This is a genomic window from Pseudoalteromonas sp. MMG012, assembly GCF_018100875.1.
Classification (GTDB): domain Bacteria; phylum Pseudomonadota; class Gammaproteobacteria; order Enterobacterales; family Alteromonadaceae; genus Pseudoalteromonas; species Pseudoalteromonas aurantia.
In genome coordinates this window covers 79,220-94,397 of record NZ_JAGJEF010000006.1, presented here as the reverse complement: position 1 = coordinate 94,397, position 15,178 = coordinate 79,220, and the positions used below count along the sequence as shown (strand labels likewise).

General features: G+C 38.6%; 13 protein-coding genes. All 13 read left to right on the top strand.

Annotation, left to right across the window (positions count from 1 at the left end; translation table 11 throughout):
* Position 1 precedes the first annotated feature (1 nt).
* Positions 2-583, top strand: coding sequence for an acyltransferase (locus tag J8L97_RS03690; RefSeq protein ID WP_211047935.1), 582 nt, complete (start codon positions 2-4; stop codon positions 581-583).
* 11 nt (positions 584-594) lie between these two features.
* Positions 595-1,674 carry a DegT/DnrJ/EryC1/StrS aminotransferase family protein gene (locus tag J8L97_RS03685; RefSeq protein WP_211047900.1) on the top strand — a complete coding sequence of 360 codons (1,080 nt, stop codon included), beginning with the start codon at positions 595-597 and terminating at the stop codon, positions 1,672-1,674.
* Positions 1,675-1,716: 42 nt separating this feature from the next.
* Positions 1,717-2,664, top strand: a complete 948-nt coding sequence (locus J8L97_RS03680) for a glycosyltransferase family 2 protein (RefSeq protein ID WP_211047899.1) — start codon at positions 1,717-1,719, stop codon at positions 2,662-2,664.
* Positions 2,665-2,678: 14 nt separating this feature from the next.
* Positions 2,679-3,830: a hypothetical protein gene (locus tag J8L97_RS03675; RefSeq protein ID WP_211047898.1), complete on the top strand. Its 1,152-nt coding sequence runs from the start codon at positions 2,679-2,681 to the stop codon at positions 3,828-3,830.
* Between the two features lie 39 nt (positions 3,831-3,869).
* Positions 3,870-5,039, top strand: a complete 1,170-nt coding sequence (locus tag J8L97_RS03670) for a nucleotide sugar dehydrogenase (protein ID WP_211047897.1) — start codon at positions 3,870-3,872, stop codon at positions 5,037-5,039.
* A gap of 42 nt (positions 5,040-5,081) precedes the next feature.
* Positions 5,082-6,503 (top strand): mannose-1-phosphate guanylyltransferase/mannose-6-phosphate isomerase, encoded by a 1,422-nt coding sequence (locus tag J8L97_RS03665; RefSeq protein WP_211047896.1) that lies wholly within the window; start codon positions 5,082-5,084, stop codon positions 6,501-6,503.
* 30 nt (positions 6,504-6,533) lie between these two features.
* Positions 6,534-8,012 (top strand): phosphomannomutase, encoded by a 1,479-nt coding sequence (locus tag J8L97_RS03660; RefSeq protein WP_211047895.1) that lies wholly within the window; start codon positions 6,534-6,536, stop codon positions 8,010-8,012.
* Positions 8,013-8,467: 455 nt separating this feature from the next.
* A complete protein-coding gene (locus J8L97_RS03655) occupies positions 8,468-9,592 on the top strand; it encodes a polysaccharide export protein (RefSeq protein WP_211047894.1) in 1,125 nt (374 codons plus the stop codon).
* A gap of 9 nt (positions 9,593-9,601) precedes the next feature.
* On the top strand, positions 9,602-10,036 hold the full coding sequence (locus tag J8L97_RS03650) for a low molecular weight protein-tyrosine-phosphatase (protein ID WP_211047893.1): 435 nt from the start codon (positions 9,602-9,604) through the stop codon (positions 10,034-10,036).
* A 16-nt stretch (positions 10,037-10,052) separates the two neighbouring features.
* A complete protein-coding gene (locus J8L97_RS03645; RefSeq protein WP_211047892.1) occupies positions 10,053-12,302 on the top strand; it encodes a polysaccharide biosynthesis tyrosine autokinase in 2,250 nt (749 codons plus the stop codon).
* A gap of 26 nt (positions 12,303-12,328) precedes the next feature.
* Complete coding sequence (tviB, locus tag J8L97_RS03640; protein WP_409455147.1) at positions 12,329-13,609, top strand: Vi polysaccharide biosynthesis UDP-N-acetylglucosamine C-6 dehydrogenase TviB; 1,281 nt, start codon at positions 12,329-12,331, stop codon at positions 13,607-13,609.
* Between the two features lie 15 nt (positions 13,610-13,624).
* Complete coding sequence (locus J8L97_RS03635; protein ID WP_211047891.1) at positions 13,625-14,584, top strand: Gfo/Idh/MocA family protein; 960 nt, start codon at positions 13,625-13,627, stop codon at positions 14,582-14,584.
* Between the two features lie 10 nt (positions 14,585-14,594).
* Positions 14,595-15,173 carry an acyltransferase gene (locus tag J8L97_RS03630; RefSeq protein WP_211047890.1) on the top strand — a complete coding sequence of 193 codons (579 nt, stop codon included), beginning with the start codon at positions 14,595-14,597 and terminating at the stop codon, positions 15,171-15,173.
* Positions 15,174-15,178: the final 5 nt, after the last annotated feature.

Genomic DNA, 15,178 nt, shown 5'->3' with positions numbered 1-15,178 from the left:
GATGAGCTACCAAAAGCATGACAGTGCCATTATAGATGATGGCGCGGTGATTGGTGAAAATACCCGAGTTTGGCACTTTGCGCATGTTTGCGGTGGCGCTCAAATTGGCGAAGGTTGCTCGTTAGGCCAAAATGTGTTTGTGGGCAACAAAGTGACGGTAGGCGATAACGTTAAGATACAAAATAATGTCTCGGTTTACGATAACGTGCACCTTGAAAGTGATGTGTTTTGCGGACCAAGTATGGTGTTCACCAACGTTTATAATCCGCGCTCTTTTATTGAAAGAAAAACAGAGTACAAAGACACCTTAGTAAAAAAAGGGGCGACGCTTGGAGCCAACTGTACCATTGTATGTGGTGTAACCATTGGTGAATATGCTTTAGTGGGCGCTGGGGCGGTGATCAACAAAGATGTGAAAGCGTTTGCATTGATGGTTGGGGTGCCTGCAAGGCAAATAGGGTGGATCAGTAAATATGGCGAGCAGTTAGATATACCACTCACTGGTAATGCGACTACTTTATGCCCAAATACCAATGAACAATACCATCTTAATAATGATGTTTTAACATTAGTAAAAGCTTAAATGGAAAAAATATGCAATTTATTGACTTAGCAGCGCAGTATCAACACTTAAAAACAAAAATAGACAAGCGAATTCAAACTGTGTTGGAGCATGGTCAGTATATTATGGGGCCTGAAGTAAAAGAGCTTGAACAAAAGCTGGCAGACTTTGTTGGTGTGAAACACGCTATAACTTGTGCAAATGGTACAGATGCTTTAACGCTATCTTTAATGGCGTTAAATATTCAAGAAGGAGACGCTGTTTTTTGTCCAACTTTTACATTCTTTGCAACAGCCGAAGCGATTGCATATGAAAAGGCGACACCTATTTTTGTTGATTCAAACCCGGATACATTTAATATTTGTTCTAATGATTTAGAGCAACGAATTTTGGCTGTCCTTGATGAGGGAAAGTTAAAACCAAAAGCTATCATAGCCGTTGATTTATTTGGTTTGCCTGCTGACTATGAAAAACTTGAAGTATTATCCAAGAAGTATAATTTACATTTAATTGAGGATGCCGCTCAGGGATTTGGCGGATCGATTACGGACACCCGAGGTAATACTCGTAAAGCAGGTGCATTTGGAGACATAGCGACAACGAGTTTCTTCCCCGCAAAACCTTTGGGGTGCTATGGAGATGGGGGGGCTATTTTTACGGATAATGATGAATATGCAGAGCTTATTCGTTCATATCGAGTTCACGGTAAAGGAAAAGATAAATATGACAATGTTCGCATTGGCATGAATAGTCGGCTTGATACAATTCAAGCGGCTATATTACTTGAGAAATTGGCTGAATTCCCCGTTGAACTGGATAGCCGAAATCATGCAGCAAAGCAGTATACAGACACTTTGCAAGAACAATATAAAGTTCCCGTTGTGCCTAATGGCTATACTAGCTCGTGGGCGCAATATACTTTGCAATGTGATGATCGTGACAAAGCGATCGCAGAATACAAAGAAAAAGGCGTTCCGACAGTTATTTATTATGGAACTTGTATGCATGAACAAACTGCATTTGCGAGTTTAGGTTATAAATTAGGTGATTTTCCCATCGCAGAAAAGTTAGCTCGAAGTGTATTTAGTTTACCGATGCATGGCTATTTATAATGAGTAAATCTTGTTTCATAAGATGGGTCAGTAAAGTATAAAATGGATATTTCTGTTGTTATCCCCTTATTTAATAAAGCCGCTTTTATAGAAAGAGCAATTCACTCCGTACTAAATCAAACAGTATCAGTTAAAGAAATAATAGTTGTTGATGATGGGTCTAGTGATGGCGGAGCTGAATTAGTTAAATCTTTAACAAGCAGTAAGGTTATTCTTCACTCACAAAGCAATCAAGGAGTGTCGTGTGCGCGTAATGTTGGAGTATCCCTATGCACATCACAATATATTGCGTTTCTTGATGCTGATGATTACTGGTATGATTGCTTTGTAGAAGAGATCATGAGTCTGCAGCATGAATACCCTAGTGCAAAGTTGTTTTTTACAGGCTATGAATTCGGCTTTGAAGATACGAAAGAGCTTGCGCGTAATTCTTTTATATTAAGAAATAAAGGACTTTTAGGTGACTACTTTCAAGCTTGTTGTCATGAGGATTTACCTATTACCGCCTCATCTCTGTGTTTAGATAAAGAGGCATTACTTTCCGTAGGAGGGTTTCCAGAGTCTCTTTCTTTAGGTGAAGATCAGGTTGTCTGGGGAGCTATGGCATGCTTTTGGCCCATAGCTTACTCTGCTAGAACATGTGTTGTTTATGACTTGTCAGCTTCTAATACAACTGTGAAACAGCCGGAATTAATCGTCCCTTCTCCACATATATATGCATTTGATAAGTTGCTTGAACAAGGTTTTGTACCGCATGAAATGAAACGTAGCTTGTCATATTTAAAGCACTTAACAGTAATGAGCTGTGTAAAAAGTAATCTTATGCAGGGCCATAAAATTCAGGCATTTAAACTACTTTATAAGCATCCAATGTTATGGTGGGATAAGTATCGGATGTTTGCATACTTATTATTATTGCTTCCAAAGTCTATAAACGTTTTGATACTTAAATCAACGATTACTCGTAAATTTAGACGCGATAAATATTAGGGTGTGGTCGTTATATGGTTAGGCAACAATACCTATTACTTTTTTTAGTTCTTTCTTTGCTCAGCTTTTTATCGTTTGGGAATTACCATGTATTGCCCGTTAATATTATTTTCGAACTGCTAGTTTTATTTGCTTTTTTTTGTGTAGTAAAAAGAATGGATTTAGTTGTTTGGGGGATTTTTTCTTTATCAGCAGGTTACTTTATTGTTTCATTTCTTTTAGGCCAGATTAGAGGTGTGCATCCGTCTGATTTTCTTTTGGCATATAAAGCTTTTTTCTACTTATCAATTCTATGCTTTTTTTCATCTAAAGTGCTATTCACCAGTGATATATTGAAAAAATTTTGGTATCTAATGTTGTCTTTATTTTTTCTTAAATATGTAGTTTGGATTGCTATTGGTGCAGGTTTTAGGCCAGGCATATTTACAGAGAATAATTTTGAAGTTATGTTCTTGCTTTTTGTTGGTGTAGCGGTTTGGGGACTGAGGAACTCTCTGTCCGCCAGTGAGTGGATATTGCTTGGAGTCATCATTTTCCTGTCAGGTTCGAGGTCTGGAATAATTTGTTTTTTGGCTATGTTTGTACTGTTGACGATTAAGGAGATGAACTGGAAAGTCATTTTTCAAATATTTGTTGCAGGCCTTATAGGTATTGGCGTTATTGCTATTTTTATTAGCCGATTATCTGGAGGGAGCGCTGAAGATATTGATAGAGTGGTGTTTTTTCAAGGGTTTTTAGTTGCGATATCTGACTGGGGGTGGTGGCAATTTTTATTTGGTTCACAGGTGTTGACACCTTTACCTGATGAAGTTTGTAACCGTTTGGTGTTTTATCAAACACTCTTCAGTGCAAAGTCTCCAGATATTTGCTATTCGGTGATATTACACTCTTATATTACAAGAACTATTTTTGATCACGGTTTTTTTGGTTTTTTCTTTATATTTTTTGTGATCAACGGTTTAATGAAATTAAGTCAAGTGACGCTAAAAGCTAGGCTCACAGTAATTGTAATCTTGTTTCTGAACGGCGCATCGGTGAGCTCTGTAAATAGTGTATATGCTGTAATGGGGATAATTTTAATTTTGACAGCATTGTACCCGCATAGGTATGAATATGAAAAAAAGAAATTAAATTTGCGAAGAGAAGTGAGTAATGAACATGGGTAGCTGCGTTTTATTCGGGGAGTTTATAGGGCTACAAATGTTATGGTAAAGGTGGCAGTTGTTGGTACGGGCTACGTAGGTTTATCAAATGCATTACTCTTATCGCAAAATAATGCAGTTGTTGCTTACGATATTGATAATGTGAAAATAGATCAATTAAATAAACGAATTTCGCCTATTGCTGATCCGAAAGTTTGCGAGTTTTTAGAGAACAAATTATTGAATTTTAAGGTGACTAAAGATAAGAGGGAAGCTTATGAAGATTGTGCTTTTATAGTCATTGCGACGCCTACAGACTATGATCACAAAAAAAATAATTTTAATACGACTTCTGTAGAAGCGGTATTACATGACATTCAAAATATATCCCCTAATAGTGTCGTAATTATTAAATCGACAGTGCCAGTTGGGTATACAGTTAATATACGAACTTATTTCCCTAAATTAACTATTTATTTTTCACCAGAATTCCTAAGAGAGGGGCGGGCGTTATACGATAGTTTATACCCGTCACGTATCGTGGTTGGTGGTACAACGGAAAAAGCAAAACAGTTTGCAAGTTTATTAGAGCAAGGTGCTAAAAAGGAAAGCATTCAAATACAGTTGACGGGGTCAACAGAAGCTGAAGCAATTAAGTTATTTTCAAATACTTACTTAGCAATGCGTGTTGCGTATTTTAATGAATTAGATAGTTATGCACAAACTCACAACCTTGATAGTCGGGAAATCATAGAGGGGGTAGGGTTAGATCAAAGAATAGGCAATCATTACAACAACCCTTCATTTGGCTATGGAGGGTACTGTCTGCCTAAGGATACAAAACAGTTACTAGCAAATTATCAAAATGTGCCAAATGACTTAATCAAAGCTATAGTGAATGCAAATAAGACTCGTAAAGATTTTATTGCTAGTTCAATTTTAGCAAGAAAACCAAAAGTGGTTGGTATTTACCGATTAGTCATGAAGTCGGGCTCTGATAATTTTAGATCATCTGCAATTCAAGGGATCATGAAACGCTTAAGAGCGGAGGGCGTAACGTTACTTATTTATGAGCCAACTTTTAACGGTGTGTTTTTTTTAAACTCCAAGGTTGTGAAGTGCTTAAATGAACTAAAAGCGTATAGTGATATTATAGTATCAAATAGGATGGTTGATGAGCTTATTGATGTGCAAGAAAAAGTATATACTCGGGATATATTTGGTAGTGATTGAGTTCATACCCACTGTCATTAGTCTGAAATAAGTCGTTTTATTATGCATCATGATGAAAAAATTCTACCAGTTATAATGGCGGGCGGCTCTGGTAAGCGATTGTGGCCATTATCTAGGGAAAACTATCCGAAGCAGTTTTTGTCGCTCGACAATAGCCAGAATTCAATGCTGCAACAAACTATATGCAGATTAAACGGCATTGCCCATGAACCGCCGCTAATTATATGCAATGAGGAACATCGCTTTATTGCAGCAGAACAGCTGCGTCAGTTGGATAAGAAGTTAGGAGGGATTTTTTTAGAACCTGAGGGGCGTAATACAGCACCTGCGATTGCATTAGCCGCATTTCAAGCCATAGAAAATAGTAACGATCCACTCCTTCTTATACTTGCAGCCGACCATGTTATTGGCGATATTGATGCGTTTCAGCACTCAATTCACGCTGGCATTGAGCATGCAGCATTAGGAAAACTTGTGGTTTTCGGAGTTGATGCCAATACGCCTGAAACGGGGTATGGATATATTAAAAGAGGTGCTCAATGTGGTAGTGGTTACATTGTTGAGCATTTTGTTGAAAAGCCAAGTAGAGAAGTCGCAGAGCAATACTTACTGTCAGGGGAATATTGCTGGAATAGTGGCATGTTTTTGTTTCGAGCTAGCCGTTACCTTGATGCGCTTAATGAATATAGACCGGATATATTTGAAGCATGCAAAAAGGCCACTGAAGTACAAGAGCTAGATTTGGATTTTATTCGCATCAATAAAAGCGCCTTTATGGCGTGTCCTAATGAATCTATAGACTATGCTGTTATGGAGCATACACCAGATGCCGTTATGGTACCAATGAATGCGAAATGGAATGATGTAGGCGGGTTTGAAGCGCTTTGGAAAATATCCGAAAAGGACAATAGTGGCAATGTATTTGCTGGCGATGTCTATCATGTAGACTGCGAAAACTCATTTATTCATACCGATAGTAAGCTTGTTGTGGCTGCCGGTGTTAAAGATCTAATAATTGTGTCAACAAAAGACTCGATTCTTGTTACCAATAAATCTTGCGTTCAAGAGATCGGGTCGATTGTGCAAGCATTGAAAAAAAATGCAAGAGAAGAGGTTAAATACCACCGAGAAGTATACCGGCCTTGGGGTAAATACGATTTAATCGATGTAGGTGAGCGCTTTCAAGTGAAGCGAATAACTGTAAAACCAGGTGCTAAGCTGAGCAAGCAAATGCATCATCATCGTGCGGAACATTGGATTGTTGTTTCAGGAACCGCAAAGGTAACTATTGATGGAAAAGAACGGTTTTTGACCGAAAATGAGTCGGTCTATATTCCAATTACCGCAGTCCATATTTTAGAAAACCCGGGGAAAGTAGGCTTGGAGCTAATTGAAGTCCAATCTGGAAGTTATCTAAAAGAAGATGATATTGTGCGTTTTGAAGACAAATATGGCCGTAAGTAAACTAATATATTTACTGAAGGTTTAAAATATATGTTGGTTAGTTCTGATGTTATCAAACGAAGTGAAGTTTCGTTTGGCACAAGCGGTGTAAGAGGCTTAGTTACAAGGCTATCCAAAGATGTATGTGCCGCTTTTACGGTAAACTTTATCAATGCAATGCAAGCGTCTTTTGATTTTGATGAAGTTGCGATTGCAATTGATAACCGGCCAAGTAGCGTCAAAATGGCCCAAGCTTGCGCTGCGTCATTATCACAACTGAATATTAAAGTAATATACTTTGGTGTAGTTCCCACGCCAGCATTAGCATATAGCGCTATGTGTGATCGCATTCCAGCAATAATGGTTACAGGAAGTCATATTCCTTTTGATCGTAACGGCTTGAAGTTTTATCGTCCTGATGGGGAAATCACGAAAGACGATGAAACTAGCATATTAAATGCGAGTGTTGAATTCAAATCAGTGTTCCTCCAAGATGAATTATTTATAAGTAAAGTTGCAGAAGAGCGCTACATAGAACGATATACTTCATTGTTTGATAAAAATATTTTTAAGGGATTGCGTGTTGGTGTTTATGAGCACTCAAGTGCTGGAAGGGATTTATATGCAAAAATATTTACTCAACTAGGTGCTCAGGTTATACCTCTAGGAAGAAGTGACGAATTTGTTCCAATTGATACTGAAGCTGTATCCTTAGAAGATAAACAACGAGCACTCGTATGGGTAAAAAAGTATCAACTTGATATGTTATTTTCAACGGATGGAGATGGTGATAGACCTTTAGTTGCGGATGAAAAAGGTGATTGGTTTAGAGGTGATATATTGGGGCTATTATGCGCAAAAGCTCTAGGTATTGACGTACTCGCAGTTCCTGTTAGTTGTAACAGTGCAATAGAGTTGAGCCAAGCTTTTAAACAAGTTGTTCGTACTAAAATTGGTTCACCATATGTAATAAGTGCATTTGCTTCCCATTGTTATACAAAAATAAAAGAGGGCATTAATGATAAAAGAGCTCATGAATTAACGACAGTGTATTCTATTGCTGGTTTTGAAGCCAACGGCGGGTTTTTACTCGGCTCTGATATGCTATTTAACGGCGCAAAGCTTAATGCACTGGTAACCCGTGATGCACTATTACCTGCTTTAATTGTTTTTGCTGATGTTGTGGCAAAGAAAGAGGTATTATCATCAAGTTTGAAAAAACTACCAGAGCGTTTCACTGACAGTGATCGTGTTCAGAATACTCCATCTGCTAAAAGTCAATTATTATTAGAAAAAGCAGAGCAAACTCCTAAGGCACTGTTAAAACAGTTAGGGGTTAATTCGAAGGGGAGCATAGCTATTAGTAATATTGATGGAGTAAAGATGACATTCGATGGGCTGTCAGTGCATCTTAGGCCTTCAGGTAATGCACCGGAGTTACGGTGTTATGTTGAGAGTAGCTCAAGTGAGCATGCAACTGTTTTGTTAAATACAATCATGTACAACTTAAAAATGGTATTGTCGAAGTGATGTTGTCGTTCCATGTGAATACAGTCAAGGTATGAAAGTATATGTTACTGAGTGTCCTTCTACGTTATTTTTAGTAAGAATACCCGTAAAGATTAAGCTGTGTATCATTAGGTTTTTGTAATTAATTTACGGCTTGTTACTTTACAAAGAGAAATTTAAAACTATAATGTGCGCTAAGTATTATAGGTCCTTCTGGCAGGCTATGGATTGCTGTAATTCCTCATATATTTATAACCGTAAATAGATGAGGGATATGCCCATTTAGGCAAGATTGCTCTAAATTCCATATTTCTTCCATATTATATTGTTTAAATTTACTGAATAAAAAAAGGCGTGTAAGCTAAGGTTTTTTTTTAATGTGCTGTTAACAAGTAAGTGCGTTGTACTTGCGGTCTTACTGTGCTCGTGTTCTAATTCGATAGATATCTGTCTTTAAAAAGCTATATGGAATAAAAATGGCTAAATGTTGTATTAAACTTCTTTCATCACTCGCACTCGTTTCTCTCTCCGGTTGTAATATTATTCCTGGTAGCCATTTTGAAGGGCTAAGCGGTGGGCAAGACTATAATAATGCCCAACAAGAGCTAGAACATGTCAATGTTAAAATGATTGATTCCCACCTTATACGCGCTCAAAAAGAAAACTTGCAAAAGAGTGCTTTAGCAACTCAAAAGTTACCCTCTCAAGGTGTTGATGTCACAGGTTATGAATATAAACTAGGCGTTGGCGATGTGCTTAGTGTGGGGGTGTGGGACCACCCTGAATTAACTATTCCCGCAGCAGTGCAAAGAACCGCTGAGTTTGATGGCTTTAGAGTGCAAGCCGATGGTAGCCTGAATTTTGCCTATGCATCAGATATCAAGGCGGCAGGTCAAACGGTTCATCAAGTACGTACAGAATTAGTAAGGCGCTTAAGCCGTGTAATAGAAGAACCACAAGTTGATGTAAAGGTGGTTGGTTTTAAAAGTCAGCGTACTTATGTAACGGGAGAAGTCAATAGACCAGGTGTATACCCCATTACAGAAACGCCATTGACGCTAATTGATGCAATAAGCCAGGCCGGTGGTTTAACAGAAAACGCAGACTGGAAACAAGTGAGCTTCACGCGTGGTGATGTTACCGAAAATATAGAGCTGAATGCATTCTATGCTGCGGGCGATATCTCGAAAAACCGTTTATTACAACACGGTGATATTATCCATATTTCACGTAATGACAAACAAAATGTATTTGTACTAGGTGATGTAAAGCGCGCTGGCACAGTGCAAGTCAAACGTTATGGTTTGAATTTAGCACAAGCACTCAGTGAAACTGGTGGTTTAAATGAAACTACGGCAAACGCTAGTGGTGTGTTTGTACTGCGCAAGCGTGACTTTGAGCGTGATGGTGTACTTGCTGATGTATACCAGTTAGATGCTAAAAGTATTGTCGCGCTTGTTATGGCTGAGCAGTTTGAATTGCAGCCAAGCGATATAGTGTATGTAACTAGTGCTCCACTTGCTCGTTGGAACCGTGTAATTAGCTTATTGCTACCATCGCTTTCTACAGTCGATGCATTACAAGATATCGAAAACCAGTAAGGGCACAATATGTTTGATAGTATTTTAGTGATCTGTGCTGGTAACATATGCCGTAGTCCCACCGCTGAGTATATTTTAAAAGACAAGTTGCAAAGCAAACCTATTCGAGTCTCATCAGCAGGGTTAACTGCGCTTGAGGGTAAAAGTGCCGATGCAACTGCTGTTGAACTGGCACAGCAAAAAAATATTGATATGTCAGCCCATAAAGGTAGGCAGTTAAATTCATTACTTGTTGCTGAAAATAGTGTGATTCTAGTAATGGAGCAGCGGCACTTATCTGACTTATGTAACCGTTATCCCCAAGCGAGAGGTAAAACGTTTTTGTTAGGTAAGTGGCTTGATGATAAAGAAATACCCGATCCATACCGCCAATCGCGAGAAGCGTTTGAACATGTTTATGAGTTAATTGATGGCGCTTGTGGCGCTTGGCAAAAGTATTTATAGGGATAAAGGTGCGTTTATGAATGCTCAGCCTAATTTTGTTGCAAACCAACAGACAAAGCAAGTAAGAGAAACAGCTCAACAAGACTCGCAAGAAATAGACTTAATGGCGATGTTCGGTGCTTTGCTTGATAGAAAATTTTTTATTATCTCAGTTACCGGGTTATTTATGCTGGTGGGTATTGCTTATGCATTATTAAGCACGCCAATATACCAAGCAACTGCCATGATACAAGTAGAAGAAAAGGGAGGATCAGTCCCAGGTTTTGATGATATGTCGGGTATGTTTGATAGTACTTCTGCGGCAGTGACTGAAATAGAACTACTCAAGTCTCGCAGTATTATTGGTGAAGCGGTTGATGCGTTAAAGCTAGATATCGCAATTGACCATAAAATTTTCCCGCTTATTGGCGGGAAGATATTTCGCTCGTTTTCACCCAGTCAACCTGGCGAGCTGGCAGCACCAAGCTTTGGTACTGAAAGTTATGCTTGGGGCGGTGAACAGCTAGATATTTTTAGATTTGACGTACCAGCCAATGCGATTGGCCAGCAATTTACGCTAGTAGCAAAAGGGCAAAATCAAATTGAGCTACTTGATGCGAATAGCAATGTAATTCTAAGTGGTGCAGTAGGTAGTGAGTTAACTAACGGCATGTTTACGCTAACAGTTAAAACATTAGTGGCAAGAGCTAATACCGAGTTCTTCATTGCCAAAAGGGATAGGTTAAACACTGTGCTTGATTTACAAGCAGCGATTGGCGCAAGTGAAAAAGAGAGAGATTCAGGGATCATCAATTTAAGCTTACAGCATGCCGATTCAGCTTATGCTGAGCAAGTACTTGATAAGGTCGCGAGCGTTTATGTACGTAGGAATGTTGAGCGCAATAGTGCTGAGGCACAAAAGTCATTAGAGTTTTTAAATGTTCAATTACCAGAAGTAAAAAGACAACTTGAAGAAGCTGAACAGTTATTCAATGAGTACCAAGTAAAGCGCGAGTCAGTTGATATCTCATTAGAAACTCAAGCAGTACTTGAACAAATAGTAAAACTCGATACGAAGCTACAAGAACTAGATTTAAAACGCTTGGAGCTTGGTAGAAAGTTTAAGAGAGAGCACCCATCTTATAGGGGGGTTATTGAACAAATAGATGTGGTCAAAGAGCAAAAAAATAAATTGGCAAGTGAGGTACAGATTTTACCTGAAACACAGCAAGAATTGCTGCGCTTAACACGTGATGTTGAAGTAAATAACGAAATCTACACGCTGTTACTCGCCAAAACCCAAGAACTAGACATTGTGCGCGCTGGCACTGTGGGTAATGTACGTATCATTGATTATGCAGAAGTAAACCGTTCAAAACCGGTTAAGCCTAGAAAAGCTGTAATTGTAGTTTTGGCTACTATGCTAGGTGGTGTGCTTGTTGTTGCGATTGTATTAGTACAAAGAGCGATGCATAAAGGGATTGAAGATCCAAGTGAGATTGAAGCACTCGGTTTGCCAGTATATGCAAGCGTTCCTTACTCTGAATATCAAGTTAAACTGACTGGCTTTGCAAGGGCACGAAAAGGAAAAACCCACAAAGCGAAGTCAATACTCGCAATAGACAATCCAGCAGATCTCTCGATTGAAGCATTACGAAGCCTGCGAACTAGTCTGCATTTTGCGATGATGGAAGCTAAAAATAATATCATTGCGATTTCAGGCCCAAGTCCTGGTGTGGGTAAATCCTTCATATCAGTGAACTTGGCAACAGTTTTGGCACAAAGTGATAAAAAAGTATTGATTATTGATGCTGACATGCGTAAGGGTTACCTACAAACACAGTTTGGTATGAATTGGGACAATGGTTTAAGTGATTACTTATCAGGTCGACTGAATTTGACAGATGTAATTAAGCCTAGTCAAGTTACTAACTTAGATGTCATAACGAGAGGGCAAATACCACCAAATCCGTCAGAACTATTAATGCACAACAACTTTAGTCAGTTAGTTGAAGAAGTAAATAATAAATATGATTTAGTCATTATAGATACACCACCAATTTTGGCCGTAACAGATCCTGCAATTGTAAGTGCTCATGCGGGTAGTACATTACTAGTTACACGATTTGGTCAAAATCATGTTAAAGAGCTTGAAGTAACACGTAATAGATTTGAGCAAAACGGCATTGATGTAAAGGGTGTAGTATTCAATGGTGTGATTAAAAAATCAAGCAACGCGTATGGATATTATGGGTACTATAACTATGAGTATAGATCGGATAAATAGAAATAGCTTCATTTAGGAAGAAGGTAATGATGTTTCCAAATTCAGATACAAGACTAGCAATAATTGGTCTAGGTTATGTAGGTTTACCGTTAGCGGTAGAATTTTCTAAAAAATATAATGTTGTGGGCTTTGATATTAATTCAGCACGTGTTGAAGAACTCCAGGGTGGTTATGATTCCACGTTAGAAATATCAGATACCGATTTACAAGCTGCTACAGAGCTGAAGTTTTCTTCAAGTAAATTAGATTTACAAAGTGCTAACGTATACATTGTTACCGTTCCGACTCCAATTGATGATAGTAATGTACCTGATTTAACTCCACTGCAAAAAGCGTCTAGTATGTTGGGTGAGTATGTCAAAAAAGGCGATGTAGTTATTTATGAGTCAACAGTTTATCCAGGCGCAACTGAAGAGGTGTGTTTACCAATCATTGAAAAAGTGTCTGGGTTGAAGTTTAACGAAGACTTTTTTGCAGGCTATTCACCAGAGCGAATTAATCCGGGTGATAAAGTAAATACCCTGACAAAAATCATGAAAATTACCTCGGGTTCAACACCAGAAATAGCTCATTTTGTTGATACACTATACGGTTCAATTGTTGAGGCTGGTACATATAAAGCGAGCTCAATTAAAGTAGCTGAAGCTGCGAAGGTGATTGAGAACACACAGCGAGACTTAAATATTGCAATTATCAATGAGTTTGCAAAAATCTTTAATCGGTTACACATTGATACTGAAGAAGTGTTAAACGCAGCAGGTACAAAGTGGAACTTCTTAAAGTTCAAACCCGGTCTGGTGGGGGGACATTGTATTAGTGTCGACCCTTATTATCTGACCCATAAAGCACAAGAGGTAGGTTACCGTCCAGAGGTTATTTTAGCAGGCCGTCGAATCAACGATGGCATGGGGGAGTATGTTGCTACACAATTGGTTAAAAAGCTTTCAAGTAAAAAGATCCACATTGATGAAGCAAAAGTGCTTATTTTAGGCTTTACCTTTAAAGGTGATTGCCCTGATGTTAGAAATACTAAAATTATCGATATCGTAAAAGAGCTACAAGACTTTAATATGGCTGTAGATGTCTACGACGATTGGGCAAATACTGACGAAGTTAAACACGAATATGGAATTGAGCTCATAACAGAGCTTGAAGAAGGAAAGTATGATGGTGTTGTACTTGCTGTTGACCATTCAGAGTTAAAAGAAATGGGTGAGAGAAAGCTACGCTCATTCGGTAAGGTAAATCATGTGTTGTATGATGTTAAGCACGTGCTGAAACCATCAGAAGCTGATATTAGACTTTAAGGAAATTATTGTTGTATGAAAAATTTTGCATTAATTGGTGCGGCGGGGTATATCGCTCCACGTCATCTTGGGGCTGTTAAGGGTACGGGTAATAACCTAGTTGCAGCAATGGATATCAATGACTCTGTTGGTATTATGGATAGTCACTTCCCTGAAGCTGAATTTTTTACAGAGTTTGAAGACTTCACTGCCTTTATTGAGGATCAGGCTTTAAAAGGTCAAAAATTAGATTATATCTCAATTTGTAGCCCTAATTATTTGCATGCACCGCACATGAAATATGCCCTTAAGAATGGCATTGATGTAATTTGTGAAAAGCCTCTGGTTTTACACTCAGAAGACATGGATACTTTGAAAAGTTATGAGCAAAAATACGGTGCAAAAGTCAACTCAATTCTACAGTTACGTTTGCATCCGTCAATTATCGCTTTAAAAGAAAAAGTAGCTAAAGCATCTGCAGACAAAGTATTTGATGTAGATTTAACCTACATGACATCACGCGGTAAATGGTACATGAAGTCTTGGAAAGGTTTTGACCATAAGTCTGGTGGTGTAGCGACTAATATAGGTGTTCACTTTTACGACATGCTACACTTTATTTTTGGTGATTTGGTTAAGAATGAAGTGCACTATCGCGATGAAAAAACATGCAGTGGTTATTTAGAGTATAAGCGTGCACGTGTTAAGTGGTTCTTATCAATTGACTCAAATAATCTTCCAGATAACGCGGTTAAAGGCGAAAAGTTGACATACCGCAGTATTACTATCAATGATGGTCAGAATACAGAAGAGCTTGAGTTTTCTGGTGGTTTTACTGATTTACACACTCTGAGTTATCAAAACATTCTTGCTGGTAACGGGTTCGGTATTGACGAGAACCGTATAGCGATAGAAACAGTCGAAAACATTAGAGTTCAAGACATAGCCTCAGCTGGCGATAACGCGCACCCTTTATTGTTTAAAGTATTAAAGTAAGGAATATTCAATGGACTATGTTGTTCACGAAAGTGCCATTGTAGACGAAGGGGCAAAAATAGGAGTAAATTCCAAGGTGTGGCATTTTGCTCACGTTTGCTCAGGGGCAACTGTTGGTGAGGGGTGCTCATTAGGGCAAAATGTGTTTGTGGGCAATAAAGTTAATATAGGTAATAACGTAAAAGTTCAAAACAATGTTTCAGTCTACGATAATGTTCATTTGGAAGATGACGTATTTTGCGGTCCAAGCATGGTTTTTACAAATGTATATAACCCTAGGTCTTTTATCGAGAGGAAAACAGAGTATAGAGATACTCTGGTTAGACGGGGAGCTACATTAGGTGCAAACTGCACAATAGTGTGCGGAGTTACCATAGGTGAATATTCACTCGTTGGTGCTGGTGCAGTTATTAATAGAGACGTAAAACCATTTGCATTAATGGTTGGTGTGCCTGCAAAACAAATCGGCTGGATCAGTAAATACGGCGAACAATTAGACTTGCCATTAGAGGGGGAAGCCATAGCGGTATGTGAACACACTCAAGACAAGTACATTCTCAGTGGCAAAAACTTAACAATCGAGGGCTAGCTCAG

What these genes read in the sequence shown, in the direction of transcription:
- J8L97_RS03690 (WP_211047935.1), top strand. Translation starts at nt 2, where the DNA reads ATGAGCTACCAAAAGCATGACAGTGCCATTATAGATGATGGCGCGGTG.
- J8L97_RS03685 (WP_211047900.1), top strand. Translation starts at nt 595, where the DNA reads ATGCAATTTATTGACTTAGCAGCGCAGTATCAACACTTAAAAACAAAA.
- J8L97_RS03680 (WP_211047899.1), top strand. Translation starts at nt 1,717, where the DNA reads ATGGATATTTCTGTTGTTATCCCCTTATTTAATAAAGCCGCTTTTATA.
- J8L97_RS03675 (WP_211047898.1), top strand. Translation starts at nt 2,679, where the DNA reads ATGGTTAGGCAACAATACCTATTACTTTTTTTAGTTCTTTCTTTGCTC.
- J8L97_RS03670 (WP_211047897.1), top strand. Translation starts at nt 3,870, where the DNA reads ATGGTAAAGGTGGCAGTTGTTGGTACGGGCTACGTAGGTTTATCAAAT.
- J8L97_RS03665 (WP_211047896.1), top strand. Translation starts at nt 5,082, where the DNA reads ATGCATCATGATGAAAAAATTCTACCAGTTATAATGGCGGGCGGCTCT.
- J8L97_RS03660 (WP_211047895.1), top strand. Translation starts at nt 6,534, where the DNA reads ATGTTGGTTAGTTCTGATGTTATCAAACGAAGTGAAGTTTCGTTTGGC.
- J8L97_RS03655 (WP_211047894.1), top strand. Translation starts at nt 8,468, where the DNA reads ATGGCTAAATGTTGTATTAAACTTCTTTCATCACTCGCACTCGTTTCT.
- J8L97_RS03650 (WP_211047893.1), top strand. Translation starts at nt 9,602, where the DNA reads ATGTTTGATAGTATTTTAGTGATCTGTGCTGGTAACATATGCCGTAGT.
- J8L97_RS03645 (WP_211047892.1), top strand. Translation starts at nt 10,053, where the DNA reads ATGAATGCTCAGCCTAATTTTGTTGCAAACCAACAGACAAAGCAAGTA.
- tviB (WP_409455147.1), top strand. Translation starts at nt 12,329, where the DNA reads ATGATGTTTCCAAATTCAGATACAAGACTAGCAATAATTGGTCTAGGT.
- J8L97_RS03635 (WP_211047891.1), top strand. Translation starts at nt 13,625, where the DNA reads ATGAAAAATTTTGCATTAATTGGTGCGGCGGGGTATATCGCTCCACGT.
- J8L97_RS03630 (WP_211047890.1), top strand. Translation starts at nt 14,595, where the DNA reads ATGGACTATGTTGTTCACGAAAGTGCCATTGTAGACGAAGGGGCAAAA.